General features: G+C 53.3%; 22 protein-coding genes and 1 tRNA gene. 8 read left to right on the top strand and 15 right to left on the bottom strand.

The window, feature by feature from the left end:
• Position 1: 1 nt before the first annotated feature.
• Positions 2-1306 (top strand): amino acid ABC transporter permease, encoded by a 1305-nt coding sequence (locus WNY38_RS05445; RefSeq protein WP_342856321.1) that lies wholly within the window; start codon positions 2-4, stop codon positions 1304-1306.
• A 15-nt stretch (positions 1307-1321) separates the two neighbouring features.
• Positions 1322-2113 (top strand): amino acid ABC transporter ATP-binding protein, encoded by a 792-nt coding sequence (locus tag WNY38_RS05440; protein ID WP_342856320.1) that lies wholly within the window; start codon positions 1322-1324, stop codon positions 2111-2113.
• Between the two features lie 78 nt (positions 2114-2191).
• Here the strand turns inward: WNY38_RS05440 and WNY38_RS05435 are convergent, their stop codons facing one another.
• The 9 genes from WNY38_RS05435 to rpmH all read right to left on the bottom strand — a co-directional run bounded on the left by WNY38_RS05435 (position 2192) and on the right by rpmH (position 9604).
• Complete coding sequence (locus WNY38_RS05435) at positions 2192-2689, bottom strand: histidine phosphatase family protein (protein WP_342856319.1); 498 nt, start codon at positions 2687-2689, stop codon at positions 2192-2194.
• Between the two features lie 12 nt (positions 2690-2701).
• Entirely contained in the window at positions 2702-3583 is an 882-nt protein-coding gene (argB, locus tag WNY38_RS05430) for an acetylglutamate kinase (protein ID WP_342856318.1), read from the bottom strand.
• Between the two features lie 71 nt (positions 3584-3654).
• The gene (yihA, locus tag WNY38_RS05425) at positions 3655-4302 is read right to left on the bottom strand and encodes a ribosome biogenesis GTP-binding protein YihA/YsxC (RefSeq protein WP_342856317.1); all 648 of its coding nucleotides are present in this window, start codon (positions 4300-4302) and stop codon (positions 3655-3657) included.
• Positions 4303-4319: 17 nt separating this feature from the next.
• A complete protein-coding gene (gene yidC, locus WNY38_RS05420; protein ID WP_342856316.1) occupies positions 4320-6131 on the bottom strand; it encodes a membrane protein insertase YidC in 1812 nt (603 codons plus the stop codon).
• A gap of 103 nt (positions 6132-6234) precedes the next feature.
• Positions 6235-7767: a bifunctional diguanylate cyclase/phosphodiesterase gene (locus WNY38_RS05415; RefSeq protein ID WP_342856315.1), complete on the bottom strand. Its 1533-nt coding sequence runs from the start codon at positions 7765-7767 to the stop codon at positions 6235-6237.
• Positions 7768-7847: 80 nt separating this feature from the next.
• The gene (gene ttcA / locus WNY38_RS05410) at positions 7848-8741 is read right to left on the bottom strand and encodes a tRNA 2-thiocytidine(32) synthetase TtcA (RefSeq protein WP_342856314.1); all 894 of its coding nucleotides are present in this window, start codon (positions 8739-8741) and stop codon (positions 7848-7850) included.
• Positions 8742-8744: 3 nt separating this feature from the next.
• Entirely contained in the window at positions 8745-9002 is a 258-nt protein-coding gene (gene yidD, locus WNY38_RS05405) for a membrane protein insertion efficiency factor YidD (RefSeq protein WP_342856313.1), read from the bottom strand.
• Positions 8999-9445 (bottom strand): ribonuclease P protein component, encoded by a 447-nt coding sequence (rnpA, locus tag WNY38_RS05400; RefSeq protein ID WP_342856312.1) that lies wholly within the window; start codon positions 9443-9445, stop codon positions 8999-9001. Before rnpA ends, yidD begins: the two co-directional genes overlap by 4 nt.
• Before the next feature lie 24 nt (positions 9446-9469).
• On the bottom strand, positions 9470-9604 hold the full coding sequence (gene rpmH / locus WNY38_RS05395) for a 50S ribosomal protein L34 (protein ID WP_342856311.1): 135 nt from the start codon (positions 9602-9604) through the stop codon (positions 9470-9472).
• 361 nt (positions 9605-9965) lie between these two features.
• On the opposite strand from rpmH, the gene WNY38_RS05390 reads away from it, so the two are divergent.
• From WNY38_RS05390 to WNY38_RS05370, 5 genes are all read left to right on the top strand, one after another.
• Entirely contained in the window at positions 9966-10634 is a 669-nt protein-coding gene (locus WNY38_RS05390; RefSeq protein ID WP_342856362.1) for a TVP38/TMEM64 family protein, read from the top strand.
• Positions 10635-10656: 22 nt separating this feature from the next.
• Positions 10657-12078, top strand: coding sequence for an FAD-dependent oxidoreductase (locus tag WNY38_RS05385; RefSeq protein WP_342856310.1), 1422 nt, complete (start codon positions 10657-10659; stop codon positions 12076-12078).
• A gap of 16 nt (positions 12079-12094) precedes the next feature.
• Complete coding sequence (locus WNY38_RS05380) at positions 12095-13525, top strand: HAMP domain-containing sensor histidine kinase (RefSeq protein WP_342856309.1); 1431 nt, start codon at positions 12095-12097, stop codon at positions 13523-13525.
• Between the two features lie 88 nt (positions 13526-13613).
• Positions 13614-13690: transfer RNA gene (locus WNY38_RS05375), tRNA-Arg, on the top strand.
• 257 nt (positions 13691-13947) lie between these two features.
• On the top strand, positions 13948-14625 hold the full coding sequence (locus WNY38_RS05370; protein WP_342856308.1) for a YdcF family protein: 678 nt from the start codon (positions 13948-13950) through the stop codon (positions 14623-14625).
• A gap of 378 nt (positions 14626-15003) precedes the next feature.
• Here the strand turns inward: WNY38_RS05370 and WNY38_RS05365 are convergent, their stop codons facing one another.
• The 6 genes from WNY38_RS05365 to WNY38_RS05340 all read right to left on the bottom strand — a co-directional run bounded on the left by WNY38_RS05365 (position 15004) and on the right by WNY38_RS05340 (position 20858).
• Positions 15004-16404, bottom strand: a complete 1401-nt coding sequence (locus WNY38_RS05365) for an FAD-binding oxidoreductase (protein ID WP_342856307.1) — start codon at positions 16402-16404, stop codon at positions 15004-15006.
• Positions 16401-17702: a cytosine deaminase gene (locus tag WNY38_RS05360; RefSeq protein WP_342856306.1), complete on the bottom strand. Its 1302-nt coding sequence runs from the start codon at positions 17700-17702 to the stop codon at positions 16401-16403. The genes WNY38_RS05365 and WNY38_RS05360 overlap by 4 nt, the downstream gene beginning before the upstream one ends.
• Entirely contained in the window at positions 17699-18514 is an 816-nt protein-coding gene (locus WNY38_RS05355; RefSeq protein WP_342856305.1) for a creatininase family protein, read from the bottom strand. Before WNY38_RS05355 ends, WNY38_RS05360 begins: the two co-directional genes overlap by 4 nt.
• Positions 18511-18906: a RidA family protein gene (locus WNY38_RS05350; RefSeq protein WP_342856304.1), complete on the bottom strand. Its 396-nt coding sequence runs from the start codon at positions 18904-18906 to the stop codon at positions 18511-18513. The genes WNY38_RS05355 and WNY38_RS05350 overlap by 4 nt, the downstream gene beginning before the upstream one ends.
• A 91-nt stretch (positions 18907-18997) precedes the next feature.
• Positions 18998-19924: a LysR family transcriptional regulator gene (locus WNY38_RS05345; protein ID WP_342856303.1), complete on the bottom strand. Its 927-nt coding sequence runs from the start codon at positions 19922-19924 to the stop codon at positions 18998-19000.
• On the bottom strand, positions 19914-20858 hold the full coding sequence (locus WNY38_RS05340) for a LysR family transcriptional regulator (protein WP_342856302.1): 945 nt from the start codon (positions 20856-20858) through the stop codon (positions 19914-19916). The genes WNY38_RS05345 and WNY38_RS05340 overlap by 11 nt, the downstream gene beginning before the upstream one ends.
• Before the next feature lie 609 nt (positions 20859-21467).
• On the opposite strand from WNY38_RS05340, the gene WNY38_RS05335 reads away from it, so the two are divergent.
• Positions 21468-22463 (top strand): ABC transporter substrate-binding protein, encoded by a 996-nt coding sequence (locus WNY38_RS05335; protein ID WP_342856301.1) that lies wholly within the window; start codon positions 21468-21470, stop codon positions 22461-22463.
• Positions 22464-22468: the final 5 nt, after the last annotated feature.

Genomic DNA, 22468 nt, shown 5'->3' with positions numbered 1-22468 from the left:
GATGAGTGATCGAAAATCAACCATCGCCTTTGTGCGCGACCACATGTTGGATCAGCAACCGCCGCCTCGTGGCGAAGTTGGCGCCACGAAATGGATCAAAGAAAACCTGTTTTCCGGCTGGTTCAACACGATTCTAACGCTTGTATCCATCTTCGTGATCTATTCTGGACTGTCCGCGATTATCCCTTGGGCGTTTGGTGGTGTATGGAACGCGAGTTCTTTGGCGGAGTGTCGCGAAATTTTGGACGGCGCTCATGCAGCCTGTTGGGCTGTTATCAATGAACGCTGGCGTCAAATCTTTTACGGTACCTTTTTTCCGGCCTCAGAATACTGGCGCACCCATGTGGCCTTTGTCTTGCTGCTCGTTGCCATTGCGCCTGTGCTGTTCGACCGTGTACCACGCAAGCTTTTGATCGTCACAGCGGCCTACCCATTCTTGATGGTATGGTTGATCTGGGGCGGCTCTTTGTGGGGACCACTTGCTGTTGCAGCAGGCTTTGCTGTGGTGTTTTACGCGGCTAAGGTCGCGGGCCGTTACACTGGTTCAGGCCTGTCTGCATTGATTGCTGTGGTCTCTGGGTTGATCTGGTGGTTCGCAATTGGTCCATTGTTTGTCTGGGCGCTCGACAGTATTGTGCCGCTCTTTCCTTTGCGCGAAATTCAAAGCCGTGAACTTGGTGGTTTTGTGATATCTATGATCATCGGTGTTTCCGGCATCGCGCTGTCTTTGCCCATTGGCATTGTATTGGCGTTGGGGCGTAAGTCTGATTTGCCACTCGTCAAAATGATGTGTGTGGGCTTTATCGAGTTCTTCCGCGGCGTGCCTTTGATCACCTTGTTGTTCACTGCGTCTTTGTTGTTGAACTACTTCCTACCGCCTTCTGTAACCTTCGACCTCACCGTGCGTGTGATCGTTATGGTCACTATTTTCTCGTCAGCCTACATGGCTGAGGTGATCCGTGGTGGCCTTGCGGCGTTGCCAAAAGGCCAGTACGAGGCTGCTGACGCTTTGGGCTTGGATTACTGGCAAGCTCAGCGGTTGATCATCATGCCGCAGGCTTTGAAGATTTCTATCCCGGGCATCGTGAACACTTTCATCGGCCTGTTCAAAGACACCACTTTGGTCTTCTTTATTGGTATCTTTGACATGTTGGCAGCGGCTCAATCCATTCGCGCCAACTCTGAATGGAACGGTATCACTTGGGAGCTGTACATCTTCATCGGACTTATCTTTTGGGTCTGCTGTTTCTCAATGTCCCGATACTCGCAGTGGCTGGAGCAAAAGCTTCGGACCGATCATCGTTAAGAAAGGAGACTATCTATGTCTACTGAAACTACAGACCGCGTCGTCGACCGTAGCAAATTGAACGTCTCTGATGAGGTGGCGATTCAGATCACCAATATGAACAAATGGTACGGCGATTTTCACGTGTTGCGTGACATCAACCTAACTGTTCAACGGGGTGAGCGTATCGTTATCGCAGGGCCGTCAGGCTCTGGCAAATCAACGATGATCCGTTGCATCAATCGTTTGGAAGAGCACCAAAAGGGTCAAATCATCGTCGACGGCACAGAGCTGTCGTCAGACCTCAAGAACATCGACAAGATCCGTTCAGAAGTTGGCATGTGCTTTCAGCACTTCAACCTCTTCCCGCATCTGACGATTCTTGAAAACTGTACTTTGGCGCCAATGTGGGTGCGTAAAACACCCAAGAAAGAAGCCGAAGAACTGGCGATGCACTTCCTTGAAAAGGTGAAAATCCCTGATCAAGCGAACAAGTATCCGGGCATGTTGTCTGGTGGTCAGCAACAGCGTGTGGCGATCGCGAGATCCTTGTGTATGCAGCCGCGCATCATGCTGTTTGACGAGCCTACATCTGCGCTTGACCCTGAGATGATCAAAGAGGTGCTCGACACCATGATCGAACTGGCGGAAGAGGGCATGACCATGCTTTGCGTGACGCACGAAATGGGCTTTGCCCGCCAAGTTGCCAACCGCGTGATCTTTATGGACCAAGGTCAAATCGTTGAACAAAACGAGCCAGAAGAGTTCTTTAACAATCCAAAATCAGAGCGGACAAAATTGTTCCTCAGCCAGATTTTGGGTCACTAAGACGTTCAACCAAACAAAGGAAAAGGCACCGCAGGGTGCCTTTTTTTATGGGATCGTAAATGGTCGCGCGCGTTAGGCTCAGTCTGTGAGGTCTCGAGGGATACAGAAATCCAACACTGTATTTTCCCCAAACCGAACCTGTGACCAGCTGTCAGCTGCCACGTCAAACACTGTGGTCGCACAGGTGGGGTAGCGCGCAAAATCTGCATGTGCGGGCGGCGTCGCTGCAAAGCGCGCTGCAAAATCACCAATCCCAGGATTATGGGCAATCAAGATGACTGTTTGGCCCCGTGCGCCGTGCAGCTGCTGCAAAATACGGTCACTTGATGCGAGATAAAGCCCTTCATGCAGCGAACATTCTGTGCCGCCCAATAAGGCTGCATCTTGGATGCGCGACCATGTTTCTTGTGTTCTACGGGCGGCTGAGACCACCGCCTGTGCTGGCCGGTAACCCTTTGCCGACAACCAGTGACCCACGCGATCTGAGTCGCGTTGTCCGCGCGTATTGAGGCTGCGGTCGATGTCATCAAGCAAAGGATTATCCCAGCTTGATTTCGCATGTCGCGTCAGGATCAATCGCAAACCCATCTAGACGTCAGGTGAGGTTTCGGCATTACGGATCAAAGACCCTGCGCCGTGTTCCGTAAACAGCTCAAGCAAGCAGGCATTCGGCGCACGGCCATCCAAAATCACTACCGCACGCACGCCATCTGCCAAAGCCGTCAGCGCGGTTTCGGTTTTCGGGATCATGCCGCCAGCGATCACACCGTCTTCGGTGAGCTTGCGGATCATATCGGAATCAAGCGCGGTCAAAACCTTGCCATCCGCATCTTTGACGCCGGACACATCGGTCAAAAGCAACAAGCGATCCGCGTTAAGTGCGCTTGCAATGGCACCGGCCGCCGTGTCTCCGTTGACGTTAAAAGTCTCGCCATTTCTACCAAAGCCTAAGGGCGCGATCACAGGGATCAGACCTGCTTGGCCCAACTCGTCGATGATGGACGGGTCCATGTCAGTGGGCGTGCCGACAAATCCAAGGTCTGGGTTCGTTTGCTCGCAGATCATCAGGTTGGCGTCTTTGCCAGAAATACCGACTGCGCGGCCGCCTTGACTGTTGATCGCTTGCACGATGCGCTTGTTCACAAGACCAGACAGAACCATTTCGACGACTTCAACCGTGGCTTTGTCTGTCACGCGCTTGCCATTGACGAATTCAGACTTGATATTCAAATCGGCCAGCATCTTGTTGATCATCGGACCACCGCCATGCACGACCACAGGTTTGACGCCGACTTGCTGCATTAACACCACATCGCGCGCAAAGCTTTCCATGGCCTCATCAGAGCCCATAGCGTTGCCGCCCAATTTGATCACCACAGTGGCCCCCTCGTAGCGCTGCAAATAGGGCAGGGCTTGGGATAAGGTGCGGGCGGTGGCGATCCAGTCTCGGTTCATGTCTTGTGTCTTCATGGCTTAGAGGTCCAAAGGGTTGTGTCCGATTGAGGGTATACCGGTTGCGCGGCATCCCGCAAGAAAAGCGACTATTCTAGCGTGGAAATGACGGCGCGCAGCGTGTCGATGCCCCAGCCTTTTTCCGATGAGGTCACGATCAACTCAGGGTAGGCTGCAGGGTGTTTGGAGACAGCTTCGCGGGTTTGCTCTAGGTTCTTTTCGCGCTCTGCGTCTTTCACTTTGTCAGCTTTGGTCATCACAACCTGAAAGGTTACGGCAGAGCGATCGAGCAAAGACATGATTTCTTCGTCCACAGCTTTCACGCCATGGCGACTGTCGATCAGCACAAAAGCACGACGCAATGTCGCGCGGCCAGACAGGTAGGCTTTCAGCAGGCGTTGCCATTTGGCGACCGTGTCTTTGGGCGCTTTGGCAAAGCCGTATCCTGGAAGGTCGACCACATAATGGCTGTCAGTGCAGGTGAAAAAGTTGATTTCTTGTGTGCGGCCCGGTGTGTTGGACGCGCGCGCCAAAGCTTTGCGGCCCGTGAGCGCATTGATCAAGGTGGATTTGCCAACGTTGGAGCGACCTGCAAAGCAGATCTCGATGCGGTCATCAGGCGGCATGCCGTCCATGGCAACCACGCCTTTAACAAAGTCAGTTTCGCCAGAAAAGAGGAGGCGACCCTTCTCGAGGGCCGCCGCATCTGGTTCCGCAATGGGAAATGTTAGTTTCATAGGGGGTGATACGGCCCTTAGGCCGAACCTTCCTTTTTCTTGAGGCGCATCGATCTAAGGATGTTTCCAAAGACGTCCGGTTTGTGACCGTGACTGCGCATGATGAGGTACTGCTGCGTAAAGGTGATCGTGTTGTTCGAAATCCAGTACAGCACGAGGCCGGAGGCAAAGCTACCGAGCATGAACATGAACACCCATGGCATCCACGCAAAGATCATAGCTTGTGCTGCATCTGTGGGCGCGGGGTTGAGTTTTTGTTGCAGCCACATGGAGAGGCCCAGCAAGATTGGCAGGATGCCAAGGCTGGCAATTGCAAACATGCTGCCGGCCTCTGGTGGTGCGAATGACAACAGGCCGAACAGGTTCAAGATTGAGCTTGGATCAGGGGCTGACAAATCGCGAATCCAGCCGATCCAAGGCGCGTGACGCAGCTCAATAGTTACGAAGATCACCTTGTAGAGAGAGAAGAACACAGGGATCTGCAAGATCAACGGCAAACACCCAGAGGCAGGGTTCACTTTGTTTTTCTTGTAGAGCTCCATCATGCCTTTTTGCATCTTCTCGCGGTCATCACCTGCGTCGGCCTTCATCTTTTCCATCTCAGGCTGCAGTTCTTTCATGCGGGCCATTGAGACGTAAGATTTATAAGCGAGCGGGAACATGATGCCCTTGATCAACACAGTCAGAGCAATAATGGACCAACCCATGTTGCCAATGAGACCGTTGATCGCGTGCAACAAGCGGAAGATCGGTTGCGTGAAGAAAAAGAAGATGCCCCAATCGATGGAGTAGATGAAGCGGTAGATGCCCAAATCGTCTTGGTAGCCTTTGATGGTTTCCCATTCTTTGGCGCCGGCAAAGAGGTATGTTGTGTTCTGGGCCGTGGCGCCAGGTTCAACGACTTGTGCCGGTAGGCGAGATTCAACTTGGTAGATTTCCGATCCGGGGACAAATTTTACAACGGATGTGAAGTTCTGGCCAGGTTGCGGCACCAAAGTTGTCATCCAGTTTTTGTCTGTAAAGCCAAGCCAGCCGTTTTCTTCGACTTGTTCAATTGACACATTCCCGCCTTCGCGTGGGTCAAAATCGTAGTCGGCGATATGTTTGTAATCGGCTTCTTCAAGGTCTTTGTCTGTTTGACGCACAAGGCCTTCGTGAAGAACAAAGTACTTTGAGACATCTGGTGTACCGTGGCGTGCGACGATGCCGTAAGCGGCCAAGCGGGCCGCCTCTGTGCCATCGTTTTCCACAGACTGTGTGATCGAGAACATGTAGTTCTTGTCGATCGCGATTGTGCGTCGGAAGGTCAAACCTTTTGTGTTTGTCCAAGCGAGTGTGATGGGGGTTTCGACCGTAAGTGTATTTCCTGCCTCAACCGTCCAGACCGTGTTGGCTCCTGGCACATCATTTTGGCCAAGATCGCCACCAGGGGCCCAGCCGTATACGGCGTAATAGGGCGCGTCGGTGCCAACTGGGGTCAGAAGGGTCACGATTTCATCGCTGTCGATGTCGACAGTGTAATCTTTCAACGACAGATCGTCGATGCGGCCGCCAGCCAACGAGATCGATCCTTGGACGCGATCTGTGTCGATTGTCACGCGCGGTGCTTGCTCTGCTTCGCTCGGTACAGCTGTTGTTGCATCTATTACGATGTCGCCCCCACTGGTGCTGGGAGGCGCAAGAGCAATCGAGCCATCGCTTGTCTCAAGCACGTTTGTCGAAGTCACAGATGTTGTTGAGTTTTGGGCAGGGAAAAATACCTGCCAGCCCAGTAACACGATCCCGCTGAGTACTACTGCGAGGATCAGGTTCTTATTTTGATCGTCCATCACGGTCGCCTGATTGTTGGAATTGGTCTGGGTGGTTCAACTCCTCCAAGCGCCGAAGGTCAAGTGGATTCGAGGATTTTCCTAGGAAAATCCAAAAAAGTGACTAGCTGGCTTTGCGTCCAATTTGAGGTGTCTGGGCCAATTTTTGACGATGTGCATCCATCCAATCAAGGGTCTTCTCGAACGCCAGTGGTTTGGAAATCGAGAACCCCTGCACATGATCGCAGCCAAGTTGCGCAAGCATGGCGTGTTCGCCGACTGTTTCAACGCCTTCCGTGAGCGTTTGCAAATTGATGCGTTCTGCCATGGTCAAGATCGCCGCCAACATGTCTTGCTGGTTTCGATCAACATCGCAACGAGATACATAGGACTTGTCGATTTTAATGCGTTTGACCGCAAAACGACGGATGTTGGCAATAGACGCATGCCCAGTTCCAAAGTCATCAAGATCAATCCCGCAGCCAAGTTGGCTCAACGCTGCGATGTTGCGGGTGATGGTGTCATTGTCAGAAGATGCGATAACATTTTCGAGGATTTCGACGGTCAGGCGTGACGGATCAAATTCGAACCGATCCAATTCCCATCTGATTTTGTCCACCAGTTTGGGGTTAGATAGTTCTGTGGCAGAGAAATTGACTGATATCGTTGGAACGTTAAATCCGGCCCTGTCCCAAGTCTGCAATGCCGTAAAAGAATGATATAAGATGATTTCACCCAAACGTTCGATAAGGCCACTCTCTTCGATAGCAGATAGGAATTCAGCGGGCGGGGTCACGCCCTTTTCTGGGTGGACCCAGCGTGCGAGAGCCTCCATGCCTGACACGGCTCCTGTGTTTGTCGAAATCTGTGGCTGAAACCATGGAACAATTTCACCGTTTTCCAATGCATCCCCGACATCGGCTAAAATGGAACCGCGATCCAACGTGGTTTGAATGGCACCGGGGGTGAAGGCGCGAATGGATCCAGCTCCATTTGATCTGGCATCTGCAAGCGCGGCTTCCGCTGCATCAAGAAAAGCAGCACCTGATTGGCCTGGTGCGCGGGCAGGCAGGCAAAACCCAATGCTCGCAGTGACGTAGATTTTGGTGGCATCCACGGACAGGGGTTCAGATAAGGCAGCCTGAATGCGTGAGGATAGCTGGATCAACGTTTCCAAATCTGCGCGGCGAACGGGCGCGAGAGCGATGGCAAAGCGCGGTCCATCAAGGCGCGCCACGATGTCATGGTCGCGCAGTGTGTCTGCCAAGCGACGTGCCGTGGTTCTTAGGATATCCTGAGCGGTTTCTGTGCCAAAGCTTGCCTCCAATCCGCGGAAATCGTCAATAGCCAAGGTTATGCATGCGGTGGTGCGTCCCGTTGCGTGCTGGGCGTCAAGAGTTTGATCGATTGCATCAATAACCGCAGGACGTAGCGGTAGCGCCGTTACGCCGTCGGTACTGATGACATGCATCGAGGATAAAGAAACGATGTTGGTCAACGCGAGGAGCGCCGGAAGACCTAGCGCCGTTGTCATGAGGGTCGTTTCACCGCCCAGCCAATACGCGCCCAAACAAATCGCGGGCAAGAACGCGAGGGTGTGCTGGCCTGACAGCAGAGTTTGCAAACGGCGTAGAGTTGCGGCGATATCGTTGCGCATTGGGCGATCCTCGTCAATGATAGCATGCTTACGCTTGCCTAATTCATTGCCACACTATCGCCAATTTAGTGGCTGCAAAGTTAACGCAGCTTGGGGATTTCGATAGAATTATCTCTATTTCCCGCAGTGTCCGCCTCATCGTTGGTTTGTGGTGTCGCCAGCAGGCCAAGGAAATCGTGCAGCTTGGGATCCAACATGTGAGACGGGCGGATATTGGTCAGCGCCTTGAACATCACTTGACGTCTGCCAGGGCTATTTTTTTCCCAGCCGTCCAGAATCTGTTTGACCTGTTGGCGTTGCAATCCGTCTTGCGACCCACATAAATCACACGGAATAATAGGGTAATTCATAGCTTTAGCGAACTTTTCGCAATCTGCCTCAGCCACATGTGCCAAGGGGCGGTAGAGGAAAAGATCGCCTTCATCATTGAGTAGTTTTGGCGGCATGGTCGCCAAGCGCCCACCGTGAAAGAGGTTCATGAAAAAAGTTTCAAGAATATCATCGCGGTGATGACCCAGAACCACGGCTGAGCAACCTTCTTCGCGGGCAACGCGGTACAGATTCGCGCGGCGTAAGCGAGAACATAGGGCGCAATAGGTGCGTCCAGCAGGCACTTTATCGGTGACGATGGAATAGGTGTCTTGGTATTCTATCCGGTGCGGCACCGTCATTTTTTCCAAAAACTCAGGCAAAACCGTGGCAGGAAACCCAGGCTGGCCCTGATCCAGATTGCAGGCCAAAAGTTCGACCGGCAACAATCCACGCCATTTGAGTTCATACAAGATAGCCAAAAGCGTGTAGCTGTCTTTGCCGCCAGACATGCAGACCAGCCATTTGGCGCCACGTTCAATCATACCGTATTGCTCAACGGCTTCGCGGACATTGCGCACGATGCGTTTGCGTAGTTTTTTGAATTCGGTGGTTGAGGGCGCGCCGTGGAACAGCGGGTGAATGTCGTCGAGGTCGTCCAGCATATTTCAGTCCTCAGAGGTCGTGCGCTTTGGCGGCGCTTTCGGGTCGGGCACGGGGTCGTAGCCCGATGCGCCCAAAGGATGACAGCGTCCGACGCGGCGTGCGGCCAAATATGCGCCTTTGACTGCGCCGTGTTTTTCGAGCGCTTCCAAAGCGTAAGCGCTGCAAGTCGGCTGATAGCGGCAATTGAAGCCGATCCACGGGCTGAACACCAGACGGTAAGCGCGCACGGGCAAGGACACGATCATCGCGAAAGGCGTCATCGCGTTTGTCCTTTGTTTGTGTCGCCATGCACTTTGCGCAGGGCATAGCGCAGGTCTTTGAGCAAAAGCTGAAAATCGCGAGCGCTGGTATCGCCAGATTTGCCGATCAAGACATAGTCCCACCCATCAAGGCCCGCATCGGGAATCACCAAACGCGCCGCTTCGCGCAGTCGTCGCTTGGCGTGGTTGCGTTTGACCGCATTGCCAACTTTTTTGGAACAGGTGTAGCCGACGCGAATGCCTGTTGCAGATTCGGTGTCACGGCGCTGGCGGCCTTGTAACAAAAAGCTAGAGGTGCCTTGACGCCTGGCGCGGGCGGCCAACAAAAAGTCAGCCCGCTTTTGCAGTGTTGTAATACCCGCAACCGAACATGACAAAACCGCCGATTGCGATCCCGTAGCTTCGGCAGGAGCCATAACCATGGGGGCATTCGACGGTGTCATTCTCATAGCCTTTCGGCTCAACTTTTACGCTGACAAGTTCTTCCGACCTTGCGCACGACGTGAGTTGATTATTTTACGGCCCGCTTTAGTTGCCATACGCGCACGGAAACCGTGGCGGCGTTTGCGGACGAGGTTGCTCGGTTGAAAGGTGCGTTTCATCGCAACGTCTCCATCGGTTTATTTGAGGCCCAAATCCTTTAAGGGGATTCGAAGGCGTGTATACGTTCGAAGCGCAGTCTTTAGGCAGGACCGGGGGGCTTGTCAATTGATTGCGCGGCAATTCGCAAAGAATTCTCAGGCATATTACAGTTTTCTCGCGCTGGGTCACCAGTCGTTCACTGACGCGTGAGACAAAGGGATTTCTCTGGCTAAGTTGGTGTCGTGCGACCATTTTGCCTGTCAAACACCATATTTGCTCGCCAAACACCATAAAGGAAAGCCTTTGTCCAATCATCTTCCCCCTCTCGCGCCAGAGAAGACCGACCCCTCTAAGGGGCAGGTGAAGCGATTCTTACCGCTGATGCTGTTTGTCATAATTGCTGTCGGTTTGGCCGTAACATTCCGCGATCAGCTGAGTTTTGACAGTTTTAAGGAACATCGCGAGGCTCTGATTGCCTATCGTGATTCTCATTACGTTGCAGCTGTCGCTCTGTTCATGATTACCTATGTAGTCATCGTAACGTTTTCATTGCCGGGTGCTTCTGTGGCCACTTTGACGGGCGGGTTCTTGTTCGGGGTCTTTCCGGGCGTGTTTTTTAACGTGGCAGGGGCCACCATCGGCGCGAGCTGTCTGTTTCTGGCTGCGCGTTGGGGACTTGGTGATTGGTTGGCGTCTAAGATGGACACCGGTTCGGGACGCATAAAGCAGTTGAAAGACGGTATCGATCAAAACCAATGGTCGATGTTGTTCCTAATCCGTCTGTTGCCGATTGTTCCCTTCTTTGTGGCCAATCTGCTGCCTGCCTTTGTGGGCGTACCCTTGCACCGCTTTGTTATTTCCACTGGGCTTGGCATTATTCCTGGCACGTTCATCTTTACCTCAGTGGGGGCAGGTCTTGGGTCTGTGCTTGAAACAGGTGGTATGCCTGATTTGGGCGTGATTTTCGAGCCGCAAATCTTGTTCCCGCTTCTTGGGCTGGCGGCTTTGTCTGCGCTGCCGATTATCTACAAACGCTTCAAACGCACTTAAGCAGCCCTTGGGAGGTCGCAACATGAAAAAGATTAAAACGGATATTTGTGTCATTGGCGGCGGCTCAGGCGGGCTGTCTGTGGCCTCGGGCGCGGTTCAAATGGGCGCAAAAGTTGTACTGATTGAAGCTGGCGAGATGGGTGGCGATTGTTTGAACTATGGCTGTGTGCCCTCAAAGGCGCTTTTGTCGGCGGCCAAACAGGCTCATCTGATGCGCAAAGGCGGAGCGGGGGTTGCAGGTGTGACCCCTCAGGTCGATTACGCGGCCACAATGGAGCACGTGCAAGCGGCCATCGGCACCATCGCACCGCATGACAGTCAAGAACGTTTCGAAGAATTGGGCTGCACCGTCATCCGCGCTTTCGCCAAATTCACTTCACCCACCACAGTGCAAGCGGGCGACACGGAAATCACCGCGCGTCGTTTTGTGGTCTCGACTGGCTCGCGTGCCTTCATTCCGCCCATCGATGGTTTGGATGCCGTGCCTTACCTGACCAACGAAAGCCTGTGGGCGCAACGCCAAGCGCCCAAGCACCTGTTGGTGCTGGGGGGTGGTCCGATCGGTATGGAAATGGCGCAGGCGCATCGCCGCTTGGGCTGTGAGGTCACCGTGATCGACGCGATGGAGGCACTGGGCCGTGATGATCCAGAAGCTGCCAACGTCGTCAAAGCGGCTTTGCGTGGCGAAGGTGTTACGATTTTGGAGAACGCGCCAGCGGTTTTGGTTTCTGGAACAGCTGGCGACATCACTGTGCAGCTCAAAGATAGCACTGAGGTCAAAGGTACGGATTTATTGGTCGCTGTTGGGCGCATCGCCAATACTGACAATTTAGATTTAGAAAAAGGTGAGGTGGATCGCACCCGCGCGGGCGTCAAAGTGGACGCCTCTTTGCGATCAAGCAATAAACGTGTCTACGCCATTGGTGACGCTGCTGGCGGGATGCAGTTCACCCATGTTGCGGGCTATCATGCAGGCGTTCTGATCCGCTCTATGTTGTTTGGTCTGCCTGCCAAAGCCGCGACGCATCACATCCCGCGCGCCACTTATACAGACCCTGAACTGGGCCAAGTTGGCCTGACAGAAGCTGAAGCCCGCGAAATTCACGGGGACGCGCTCACCGTGTCGCGGGCCGAGATTTCCGGCAATGATCGCGCCATTACCACAGGGCGCGCTGGCGGGGGCGGATTTATCAAAGTGATGATCGTAAAAAACCGACCCGTTGGGGTCACGATCGCCGGTCCAGATGCCGGTGAATTGATTTCGTTTTGGGCTCTTGCGGTGTCTGCAAAGCTCAAGATTGGACAAATCGCTGGCATGGTCGCGCCATATCCGACATTGATGGAGCTTAACAAACGCGCGGCGGGGGCCTATTTTACCCCTAAGCTGTTTGACAACCCGCGTGTGAAAACCGTGGTCAAACTGGTTCAACGGTTCCTGCCCTAGGGGCAAATGAGGGTCTATGACGCTTCGGCGCTTTTTCAACACGCTTAATGGGCGGTTCCTGATGTTGACGGTCATCTTTGTGATGGCCGCCGAAATCATGATTTTTGTGCCGTCCATTTCGCGGTTCCGTGAGGACTTTTTGCTATCGCATTTAGAGCGCGCACAAATCGCGTCGTTGGCACTTTTGGCCAATGATTCGATTGATATGCAGCTCGAAGATGAGTTGCTGGCCAATGCGGGGGTTTATAACGTGGTGCTGCGGCGCAATGAAATTCGCCAATTGGTGCTGTCCTCGCCTATTCCCGCACAGATATCGGGTACATATGACCTGCGTTCTCCCTCAGCTTGGGATTTGATCAAAGATGCTGCCTCTGTGTTGGTGAATCCAAACGATCAGGTCATCCGCGTCATCGGCGATCCCGTCAAAGAAGCGGGCCTGTTGATCGAGGTCACTTTGTCCACCACGCCGTTGCGCATGGCTATGATCGAGTATGGCATCCGCATTTTAATGCTGTCGGCTGTGATTTCGTTCTTTACGGCGGCTTTGCTGTTTGTTGCTGTGCGCCAACTTATCGTGAAACCGATCAAACATGTGGTCGGCGCCATGACGTCCTATGCCTTGGCGCCAGAAGATGCGCGCCGTATTATTGAGCCCTCGGCGGGCGTTACTGAGCTGCGTGAGGCGGAAATCGCCTTATGTGAAATGCAGATGGAGCTGACAGGGGCATTGCGGCAAAAAGAGCGCTTGGCGCAACTGGGCGGTGCTGTTGCCAAGGTGTCTCATGATCTGCGCAACATTTTGACCACCGCACAACTTTTCACGGACCGTTTGGAATATTCCGATGACCCTGCGGTGATACGCTCTGCGCCGAAACTTGTGAACTCGATCCAGCGCGCTGTGAACCTATGCGAATCCACTTTGGCCTTTGGTAAAGCTGAAGAGCCTGCGCCCGCCCTCAAAGGCGTGCGTATTTCCGAGCTCGTGGCCGAAGTGATTGACAGCGAACGCCTTGCTATTGGTGATTTCGATTTGTCCTTCTCCGAAGATGTGCCCGCCACCTTGGTCCTGCGCGCGGACGACGAACAACTTCACCGCGTGATATCAAATTTGGTGCGCAATGCCCGCCAAGCGATCATGGCCACAGGCAAGTCTGGTGAAATTTCTGTGTCCAGCTTTGAGGATACAGATGAATGGCTTATTCATATCGCGGATACCGGACCTGGCTTGCCCAAGAAAGCCCGTGAACACCTGTTCCAACCGTTCCAGGGGGGCACGCGCAAAGGTGGCTTTGGCCTTGGTCTCGCGATCGCGTCCGAGCTTGTGAGAGGGCACGGAGGGCATTTGATCTTAGAAAACAGCGACGAGACCGGCACGCGATTTGCGATTCACCTTCCCAAAGGGTTTGCTCAATCTGAGGGTGCCGCGCAAAAGCCTATTCTTGCGTAAAATATGCTCGCAAACCAAACTTTTTTACAAAAAGCGCGATTGGCCCCTTGCGCCCCCCCGCCACACTCGGTAAATCGCCCCCATGAGCGCACCCGTAGCTCAGCTGGATAGAGTACCTGACTACGAATCAGGGGGTCAGAGGTTCGAATCCTCTCGGGTGCACCATTTTACTCAACATATTTTATATAAATCAATCGATTGAAGTTTTCTTCGTTCGTCAACCCACCTCTGGTAGATTGCTTGGAGTGTGAGACCTATTGGGTCTCATCTTGTATTTCGAACTACTAGGCAGTGTAGAGAAAAGCAAACGAGCCCACCGCCCTTAGTCTCGATCAACGCGAACGGCCCACAGCGGACATTGACACACCTTGCAGCGAAGGACAGGATTGAGCCCATCTTGACACGATTTTGCAGTGCAGCGAATGTTCATTGTACTTGAAGTAGGCGGACTAAATGTGACCGATTACCTAGAAAACGCCGAGCGGCTATGGAGCTTCCACTGCGTATTCGATGAACTAGTGCCTTCAGATGTTATCGTCGGCTTAGGGTCCTACGATTTACGGGTGGCGTCGCGTTGCGTTGATCTTTTTGGACGTGGCCTCGCTAAAAAGATGGTTTTCTCGGGTGCTTCAGGGAATTGGACGAAAGATCTTTATGCCGCAACTGAAGCAGAGGCGTTCGAACTGCACGCAAAGGAGATGGGGGTGCCCGAAGAAGCCATTTTGCTAGAGCCGTCGGCGACGAACATTGGTGAAAACATGCGGTTTTGCGCTCGAATCGTGCCGGATGCGGCGTCGGTAATCATCGTCACAAAGCCGCAGACACAGCTGAGAGCACTCGCCACGGCCAAAGCGCAATGGCAAGGCGTATGTGTTTCGGTCACAGCGCCAGAAGTTAGCTTTCTAGACCAGCAGCTTCCTCACCACGACGAACGCGCATTGATCTGTGAAATGGTCGGAGATTTTGCTCGAATGGAAGACTATGCGCGCAAAGGGTTTCAAACCGAGGTGGATGTCCCACCTGAAACTCAGGCCGCGTTTAGTGCTTTGGTAGCGGCGGGCTATGTTGACCATTTGCCAAAGCAGACATCATGCAGTTGATCTGCAATGGCGGCAAAGTCCCGCATTGCGGACCTCGATGCATCACGTAGCGAACGACGGCTCTCCGCCCTTAGTTATCGCTGCAGGCCATAGCTCTTTCAATCAGAAACATGTCTTCCAATGCCCGCTGATAGGGCGGCGTTAGGGCGTACCAGCTTTTTTGTTTTCGCACTAAGCGCATGACGCCTCTTGATCGAAGCTTCCGAACGGCCTTCAGCAAGCTTTCATTATACTCGGGTATACCCCCATGCACTATGCGTTGCCGCTTTAGGGTGTGTCGAAGGCTTGATAGCGCTCTCGTCATCGGCCTTTTCAATCAACACCATCAGGGCCAGCACCAATGATGACGGCGTGGGTCTTTTCGATTTGTGTCATAGGCTATGTCTGTGCTTTTTTTATGCCGGGGTAGAGATACACTTTGTCGTCGGAAAAATCGAAATCTGGATCGTCCCATGCGACCATCTTGCCGGGATTTAAAAGCCCTTTTGGGTCTGTTTCTTTTTTGAACGCGAGCTGCAACTCGTCAGTCTGTTTCATCCCGCCCTCTTCAAGCGTGTAGCGGTGAGGATTGAACACAGGCACGCCAGCATCATCATGCTGGCGCATGATTTCGTTCAAGCGATCATCTGTGGAGTAGCGCACCATGGACAGGCCAAAACAGGTCACATTGCCATCAAAGCGTAGGAATTCGAGGTGATGCGGGACCTCATCGCCAAACATCTCGAACGTCTTCGCGACCAGTTCAACCTGATTGGGATAGGGATACAAAGACTGGATATAAGTCATGCCGGGTGCGACCTTCATCGCTCGCAGGGTGGTGTGGTTCCAGCTCAGCTCGAAGACGGACGGTATACCCTTGAGGTCGTCGATTTCGTCGCTGCGAAACGCCACATGCGCGGGGTAGTGCGTGGTGAGCGCCAATAAGGGCATCATTGCATGGGGCGCGGCCATGATCAGGACAACATGTTTGCCCTCAGTCATAAATTTCTGGTGGCGCTTGAAGGTTTGAAACGGGATTGGGGCAGCAATGACAGAGACCAGTTTGGTCAAAATTCCGTCTTGGCTTCCTAAATCATTGGCGTATTTTGTGGCCTCAATAAAATCATCAAACTCGACGATCATATCCACCCAATCATAGGCGACGGTCAGTGGCATTTCGACCTCTGTTATGATGCCGTTTGTACCGTAAGCATGGGCCACCTTTTGCAAGTCATCACCATGTAAATCGATAATGCGGGGCTCTGCCTCCATTGTGATGACACGTAGGCGGATGATGTTACCTGGATCGCGAAGACCACCCCACTGGATCGACCCAATACCAGATGAGCCGCCTGCAACAAAACCGCCAATCGTGGCCGTATGTGCGGTGGATGGATGCATGCGCAATTCTTGCATGGAGTGCGCGCGGGTGGCTTTGTCGATGTCTGAAATAATCGCTCCCGCTTGGGCGATCACGCGGCCTGGGGCGATCTCGCGGATTTCTGTTAAGGACGTTAGGTCCAGAACCACGCCGCCGGACAGAGGCATGGCTTGTCCGTAGTTGCCTGTGCCGCCGCCACGCACAGTGATGGGAACGTCATGCGCAAAACAGGCGCGGATTGTTGTAAGCACGTCCTCTTCCGTTTCTGGAATAACCACCAGATCGGCAATGACGTGATCCAGTTCTGGTTTCAGGATCGGCGAGAAATAAAACGCATCGCGGCTTTTCAGGCGAACCAAATTAGGGCTGTCGATGATGTTGAGTCCGCAGAGGTCGGCCTTTAAAGAGTTAATGTTCATTTGGGTGGCTCCATGAGTGCGTCGAGTTCGCTATAATCAGGTAGGGTGGAGTTAATTTGTACGCCGTCCCGCAGGACAATCCGGTCGCTTTGCGGGCGCGACAGGAGTTCGGTCCAACTGCGCGCGCGAAACATGATCATGTCCGCGGGCTGACCCGTTGCTATGACGGGAGCTGCTATTCCCATAAGGTTGGCGGGAGCCGCCGTAATGGCTGCAGGCCACTGGTCGATGGGGTGATCTAGGTGCAAAATTCGCGTCGCCATTCGGTAGACTTCAACCATGTCGAGGTCCCCAAAAGCGTAAAACGGATCGCGCGTATTGTCGGATGCGATGGCAACGTTGATGCCACGTGCTTGCATTTCATGAACCAAAGTCACGCCACGCCAGCGCGGGGTGGTTCCGTCATGGCGGCGGTCTTGTAGGTAGAGGTTGCACATGGGTAGGGTCGTTATGGACAGACCCGCCTTAGCGACAAGATCAAGGGTATGGCGTGCCGTATCGTCAGGTTGATGCGCGATTGAACAGCAGTGACCGACGTTAATGCGGCCTGCGAAATTATGGCGTAGGGCGGCCAGTGCTATGAGGTGCAGGGAATTGACATCAGGATCACCGGTTTCATCGGCATGAAAATCTAGATCAAGGCCGTGCGCTATCGCCGTCACGAATATCTGATCGATCAAGGCTTCAATATCGGGCACCATATATGTGACAGCCCCAAGCACGCCGTTAGCGGCTTGAACGCGTCTGGCGAGAGCTTCGAAACTGTCCAAGTCGCGGACGGCATCGATCCCGACGAGGCAGACAGCTTGCAAGGTAATCTTACCCGCCCATGCGTTACGTATTTTTTCAAAAACGGGCCAAGAGATCGCGTCTTGCGGAGTCTGTGAATCGATGTGCGTGCGTATGGCACTGGTGCCATGGGCGTAGGCGCAGCGCAGGGAAAAATCCATTCGGCCGGCCAGATCATCGGCCGACCAGTTTGCCGCAGTGTCGGTCGCGACAGCATTGAGCGCTCCACCAAAGCTGCCATCTGGATTCGGTTGACGGCTCCAGATGTGCCCCTTGTCCAGATGGGTATGACAATCCACCAATGTCGGGGTGATTATACGCCCCGCCAAATCAGTTGTAGGGCCTTCAGTGGGCTGGCCATATGCGGTTACGGCATCGATTTTTCCACGCTTTAAGCTGACATTGACCCGTTGAAAACCACCGTCATCGGGCACACCAATGATCTGCGCAAGATGAGTAGAGTGGACACGCGTGTTGCTCAGAGTGATGTCGCCGCCTAATAGGGTCACAAGCATGCCTCTTGAGGTGAAAAGATGTCGCTAGGATCGGTTTGGATCATGTCCGCTATAAGGCCGGCAAATCCCTTTGCGGCCCATTTTGCACTTGCCGCGCCTTTGGTCGCGCTTGCTGCCGCAGCATTTCCAATCGCGCCTGAAAGGTTCAGGTCTGCAGCGATCCAGCCAAATCCATGGGGGCCTGTGGCGTTTAGATATGTGTTCGTGTCGGCGATTTTTACGTTCTGTGAAACGAAATTCTTGGCCTGTGTCATGTCGACCAAATCAGGTCGAAAATGCAGCATCAAAGAGGTCTCGATATCGCCGCCGTGAATGCCGTGCCGCAGCTCGAGTTCTTCGTAAAGCCCCTCTGGTTGTCCAAACCGAAACCAACTGGTTTTGGCAACAAGAAGACCGTGCTTGATACGGAGGTTCCGAGCGACAATACCCATGATGTCTTCATTGCCGCCGTGGGAATTCATGATGATCAACTTTTGAATGCCTGTGCGGGCAACGGCATGACCCAGCGCCGTCCACATGTCGATCAGGGAGCTTGCATCAAGGCTGAGCGTTCCGGGCGCAAACAGATGTTCATCAGATTTCCCAACCCGTTGGATGGGCAAAATGCGTAGGTCCACATCGATCGGTAAATGTTGCGCGACGGTTTCTATCATGCCTTTGGTGAGCGCCGTGTCCGTACAAAGAGGCAGGTGTGGGCCGTGTTGTTCTGTGGCCGCAATAGGCAGCATTGCTATGGTGTTTTTAGGATCAATAGAGTCGAAGTCACGGGTGCAAAAATCGTCCCACCAAATACGCCGCACGGTCACGAAAGCACCTGTTGGGCTGCGACGATCTCGACTTCGACCTTGAAATCAGGGTGGGTGAATCCTCCAACGATCATCAATGTTGATGCGGGAGGCGGTGCGCTAAAAAACGTGTCGCGCGCCTCCATGTAGGGGCTCATATAGGCACGATCTGTAACATAGGCATTCACACGCACAACGTCGTCCAGTGACATGCCCGCAGCAGACAAAATCTTTGATGCGTTTTCGAAACATACCTTTGTTTGCGCCCCCGCATCTTCAGGGATGAGGCCTGTATCGTCCATGCCAAGCTGACCAGAACACCAGACCCAACGGGCAGGATCCGTGACTTCAATCCCGTGGGAATATCGGGCGAACGGGGCGGGTAAGTCTGTCGGTGTAAGCGCTTTGCGCATGTGCAATCTCCAGTCGCGGTTCTAGTTCATTAAGCACGTGCGCCTGATGCCGCGAAAGAGACCGCTTGTTATAGCGGGTATGGCATTTGGCTTATGATGGAATGCGCAGCGTTTGTTTCGCGACATTTCGAACCGTGCGGCGCAACCAATGCCCGAAAGGGGAATGGTGCGATTTCTCGTGCCAAAAGAGCCACGCAGTCATCAAGCCAAGTTCTGATGGCGCTTCGAGGACTGTGACGGGCAGTGTGGCGGCCATCTCCTCAGCAAACGGGCGCGCCGTGGTTAAAACCAAGTTGGATTGGGGCACAATCTGGCGGGCAAGCGCAAATTCAGGCACCGTAACCACCACGTTGCGCGATTTGCCGAGTTGAAGAAGTCGACCGTCAATTGGCGTACCGGCCACCACCGCGGCCGGGCTCGGAGAAATATGATCCAGTGTGAGATATTCATCCAAGGTCAATTGGTTTTGAGCCGCATGTGCATGGCTGCTTGAAACAACACAGGCGATGTCGCATTCCATAAGGGGGGCGAAGCGCAGGTTAGGGTAGGGATCTTGCCGACTGGAGATAACGAGATCAATGTCCCCGTCATGAAGCTGCTGTTTTATTTGCTCGGGTGTGCCGGGTTGAATGATTTCGACACACGCATGGGGCGAAGCAGTGTGAATGGCCTGTATGAGCGGTGGGATTAAAAGAGATCCAAGACCAAAATATGCGACAATGCGGATGTCGCGCTCAGATGTCGCTGGGTCAAATCCTCCGGGAGGGGTCAGCAATAAATCGATATCAGTCAAGACACGATCTACGGCGGCAGAAATATCTTGTGCGCGCTCAGTACACACCATCCCAGCGCCAGAGCGCACCACAAGCGGGTCATCAAAGGTGTCTCGCAATTGGCGTAGCGTTGCGCTGACAGCAGGTTGACTCAATCCAAGTTGCACGGCCGCGCGCGACACGCTGCTTTCGTGCAGCACAGCTTGCAGGACCTGCAAATGCCGAAGGTCAATTTTAGATGCCAACGCGGATCCTCCGTTTCGGTCCATGCTCTTTTTCGTCAGTTTCGATATCGCGCAATGCGTTGCGGATTTCGATTTCGAGAATGTTGATCGCCGAATTTGTTATGCCTTTTTCGTGTCGAGCAAGACTGATTTCCACCGGAAGCGTGATGGCTGACAGGGGTGCGAACATCAACGTTTGGCGCTTTAGATCCTCGACCACATCAATGCGTGGTAGGACAGCAATGGCCCCGTGGTGACGCGCCATTTCTATCAAATTGCTGACGGAGTTTGAGCTGTGGTGCGGCCTTAAATCCAGTCCCGCCCGCGCCAAAAGGTCGGTGATAGGTCGATGAAGGCGTTGCGATCCGTCCGGCAAAACGATCCCGTGATCTACATAATCTGCCAGACGTTCAGATGAGCGATGGGCGATGGGGTGATCACTGGCAAACACTGCGCCGACACGGCTGATGAAACGCGCAGTGACATTGATAGAGGGGTGTTCCGGCAGAAATTGCGCGACGGCAATATCAGCCTCGCCTGAAACCAGTTTTTGCAAGGCGATGTCCGGTGTCGCGATCGTCAGGTCAATTGAAATGCTCGGATGGCTTTCGCGGATCTCTGCTAGAATCGGAAGTAAAACCCCATTGGCCAGCCCATCGGTGGCAAAAATATGAACAACCCCCCCATGGTTGCCGCGTAGTCGTTCGATCCGGTCCAGTGTTTTACTGTGTTCCTTAAGCGTTTCACGAATGTGTTCGATCAGAACTTCACCGACGGCTGTGAGACGAAGCGTTTTGGGGAGCCGTTCGAAAATGGGCGCGCCCAGTTCTTCTTCGTAGGTCAAAATTTGACGATTGATTGAGGATGCAGAAATATTGAGGCGTTCGGCTGCGCGCCGAATGGAGCCCGTCCGCGCAACCATATCGAGATATCGCACTAATCGTGAATGAAGCATCAGAGCCTGTATCCAAGTTGGGGTGAGCATGGTTGTGAGTGTTGTTATCGTCAGTATGGATGCATTTGTAGTATGGATGCATTTATTGTGTAGATAAATAGGCAACGCAATGTGCACGGAGATTGTGCGCCTCTCGATGGCCTTCAGTATAGATAAGGGCATATATTGGGTATGTATCGTTCAATATGCCCGCCGAACCTTGGCCCCCAACAATACTCAGGGTGCCTATATTTTATCCAATTTGACACTATTTTGATCATTTATCGGTATTTTTTAGCGGCTTTATCAACTTTTCATGTTTCGGTCTGGTGGTGTTTTTGATGAAAACCTCACAACCAGACTGAAAGTGTCGCGGAAGTGTGCGCCGCAGGCCCTGACGTTTAATAATTGTGCGCCGTTCTCTTTTTGCGCTCACAGTGTCCGTAAAATGGTGCTGTAGCCTCGGGATTTTGAGACATATCAAGTTCATACTGATCGCAGTCTTAACGATTGGACAGGCAGACAGTCACAGGCCGAAATCAACCTTTTTCGCCTCGCTGACACTGATTGTGACACAAACTTGCCGGCGCGACTGATCTCGCATGCTGGTCAACAGGAAGGAAAACCAAAATGAAGTTCCTACCCATTACACGCCGTGCAACGTTGGGCCTATTGGCTGGTGGCGCTGCGTCATTGGTTGCGCCCGTTCGCTTTGCATCTGCTCAAGCAAGCTCGACTTTGAATTTCCAACTCTCGTGGCTGCCCTCTGTTCAGTTCGGCGGATCCTACGTCGCTGAAGAAAAGGGGTTTTGGTCTGAAAAAGGGCTGGATGTCAGCCTGTTGTCTGGCGGGCCTAACGCGCCAGTAGAGCCATCCGTCATGGCGGGAACGTCTTTGTTGGGCATCACCGCAGCGGATTATGCATCTGCGGCTGTGGCCGAGGGGGCGACATTCAAAATTATCGCTGTTGCGATGCAAAAGAACCCCTTCACCATTGCATCCCTTCCAGGAAACCCTGTGAATACCCCTGCTGATTTGGTGGGCAAAAAGATCGGAATGGCTGTTGCGAATACACCGATTCTCGCGGCTCTATGCGCATTAAATGATGTCGATATCACTGAAATCGAGATCGTGCCAACGCAATACGACCCCGCGCCACTGGTCAATGGTGAGGTCGATTGCTTGCTGTGCTGGCTCACGGATTTACCGATCGCGATGACAATGGCGGGCATTGAGAATGTCACCATGTTGATGGCCGACTTCGGGTATGCGGTGCACAGTCAAACCTATATCGTCACCGAAGATGCGCTCGAAAATCAACGCGAAGAAGTCGTCGCATTGATGGCTGGCGAAATCGAAGGTTGGAACGCTTATTTTGCCGACACGGATGCAGCTGCCGAGCTGACCGTGGCCAAGTTCCCTGATCTGGGGCTTGATCTGGAAACTCAGAAAATTCAGGCCGCAAAGCAGGTTGACCTCATGGTTTCCCCGTTGACGGAAGAGTTCGGCTTTGGCTGGTTCACGGATGAAACTGTTGCTGAAAACATTGCAACTTTGGGCCTGCTTGGCCGAGAGGTGTCGGCTGATCTTTGGGACCGTTCCGTTCTTGAAGAAATCTACGGGTAAGCCAA

The sequence above is a fragment of the Pacificibacter sp. AS14 genome, from assembly GCF_038899935.1.
In the GTDB taxonomy this organism is placed as follows: domain Bacteria; phylum Pseudomonadota; class Alphaproteobacteria; order Rhodobacterales; family Rhodobacteraceae; genus Celeribacter.
Note: the sequence above shows the minus strand (reverse complement) of the source record. Positions and strands in the feature narration are given on the sequence as shown.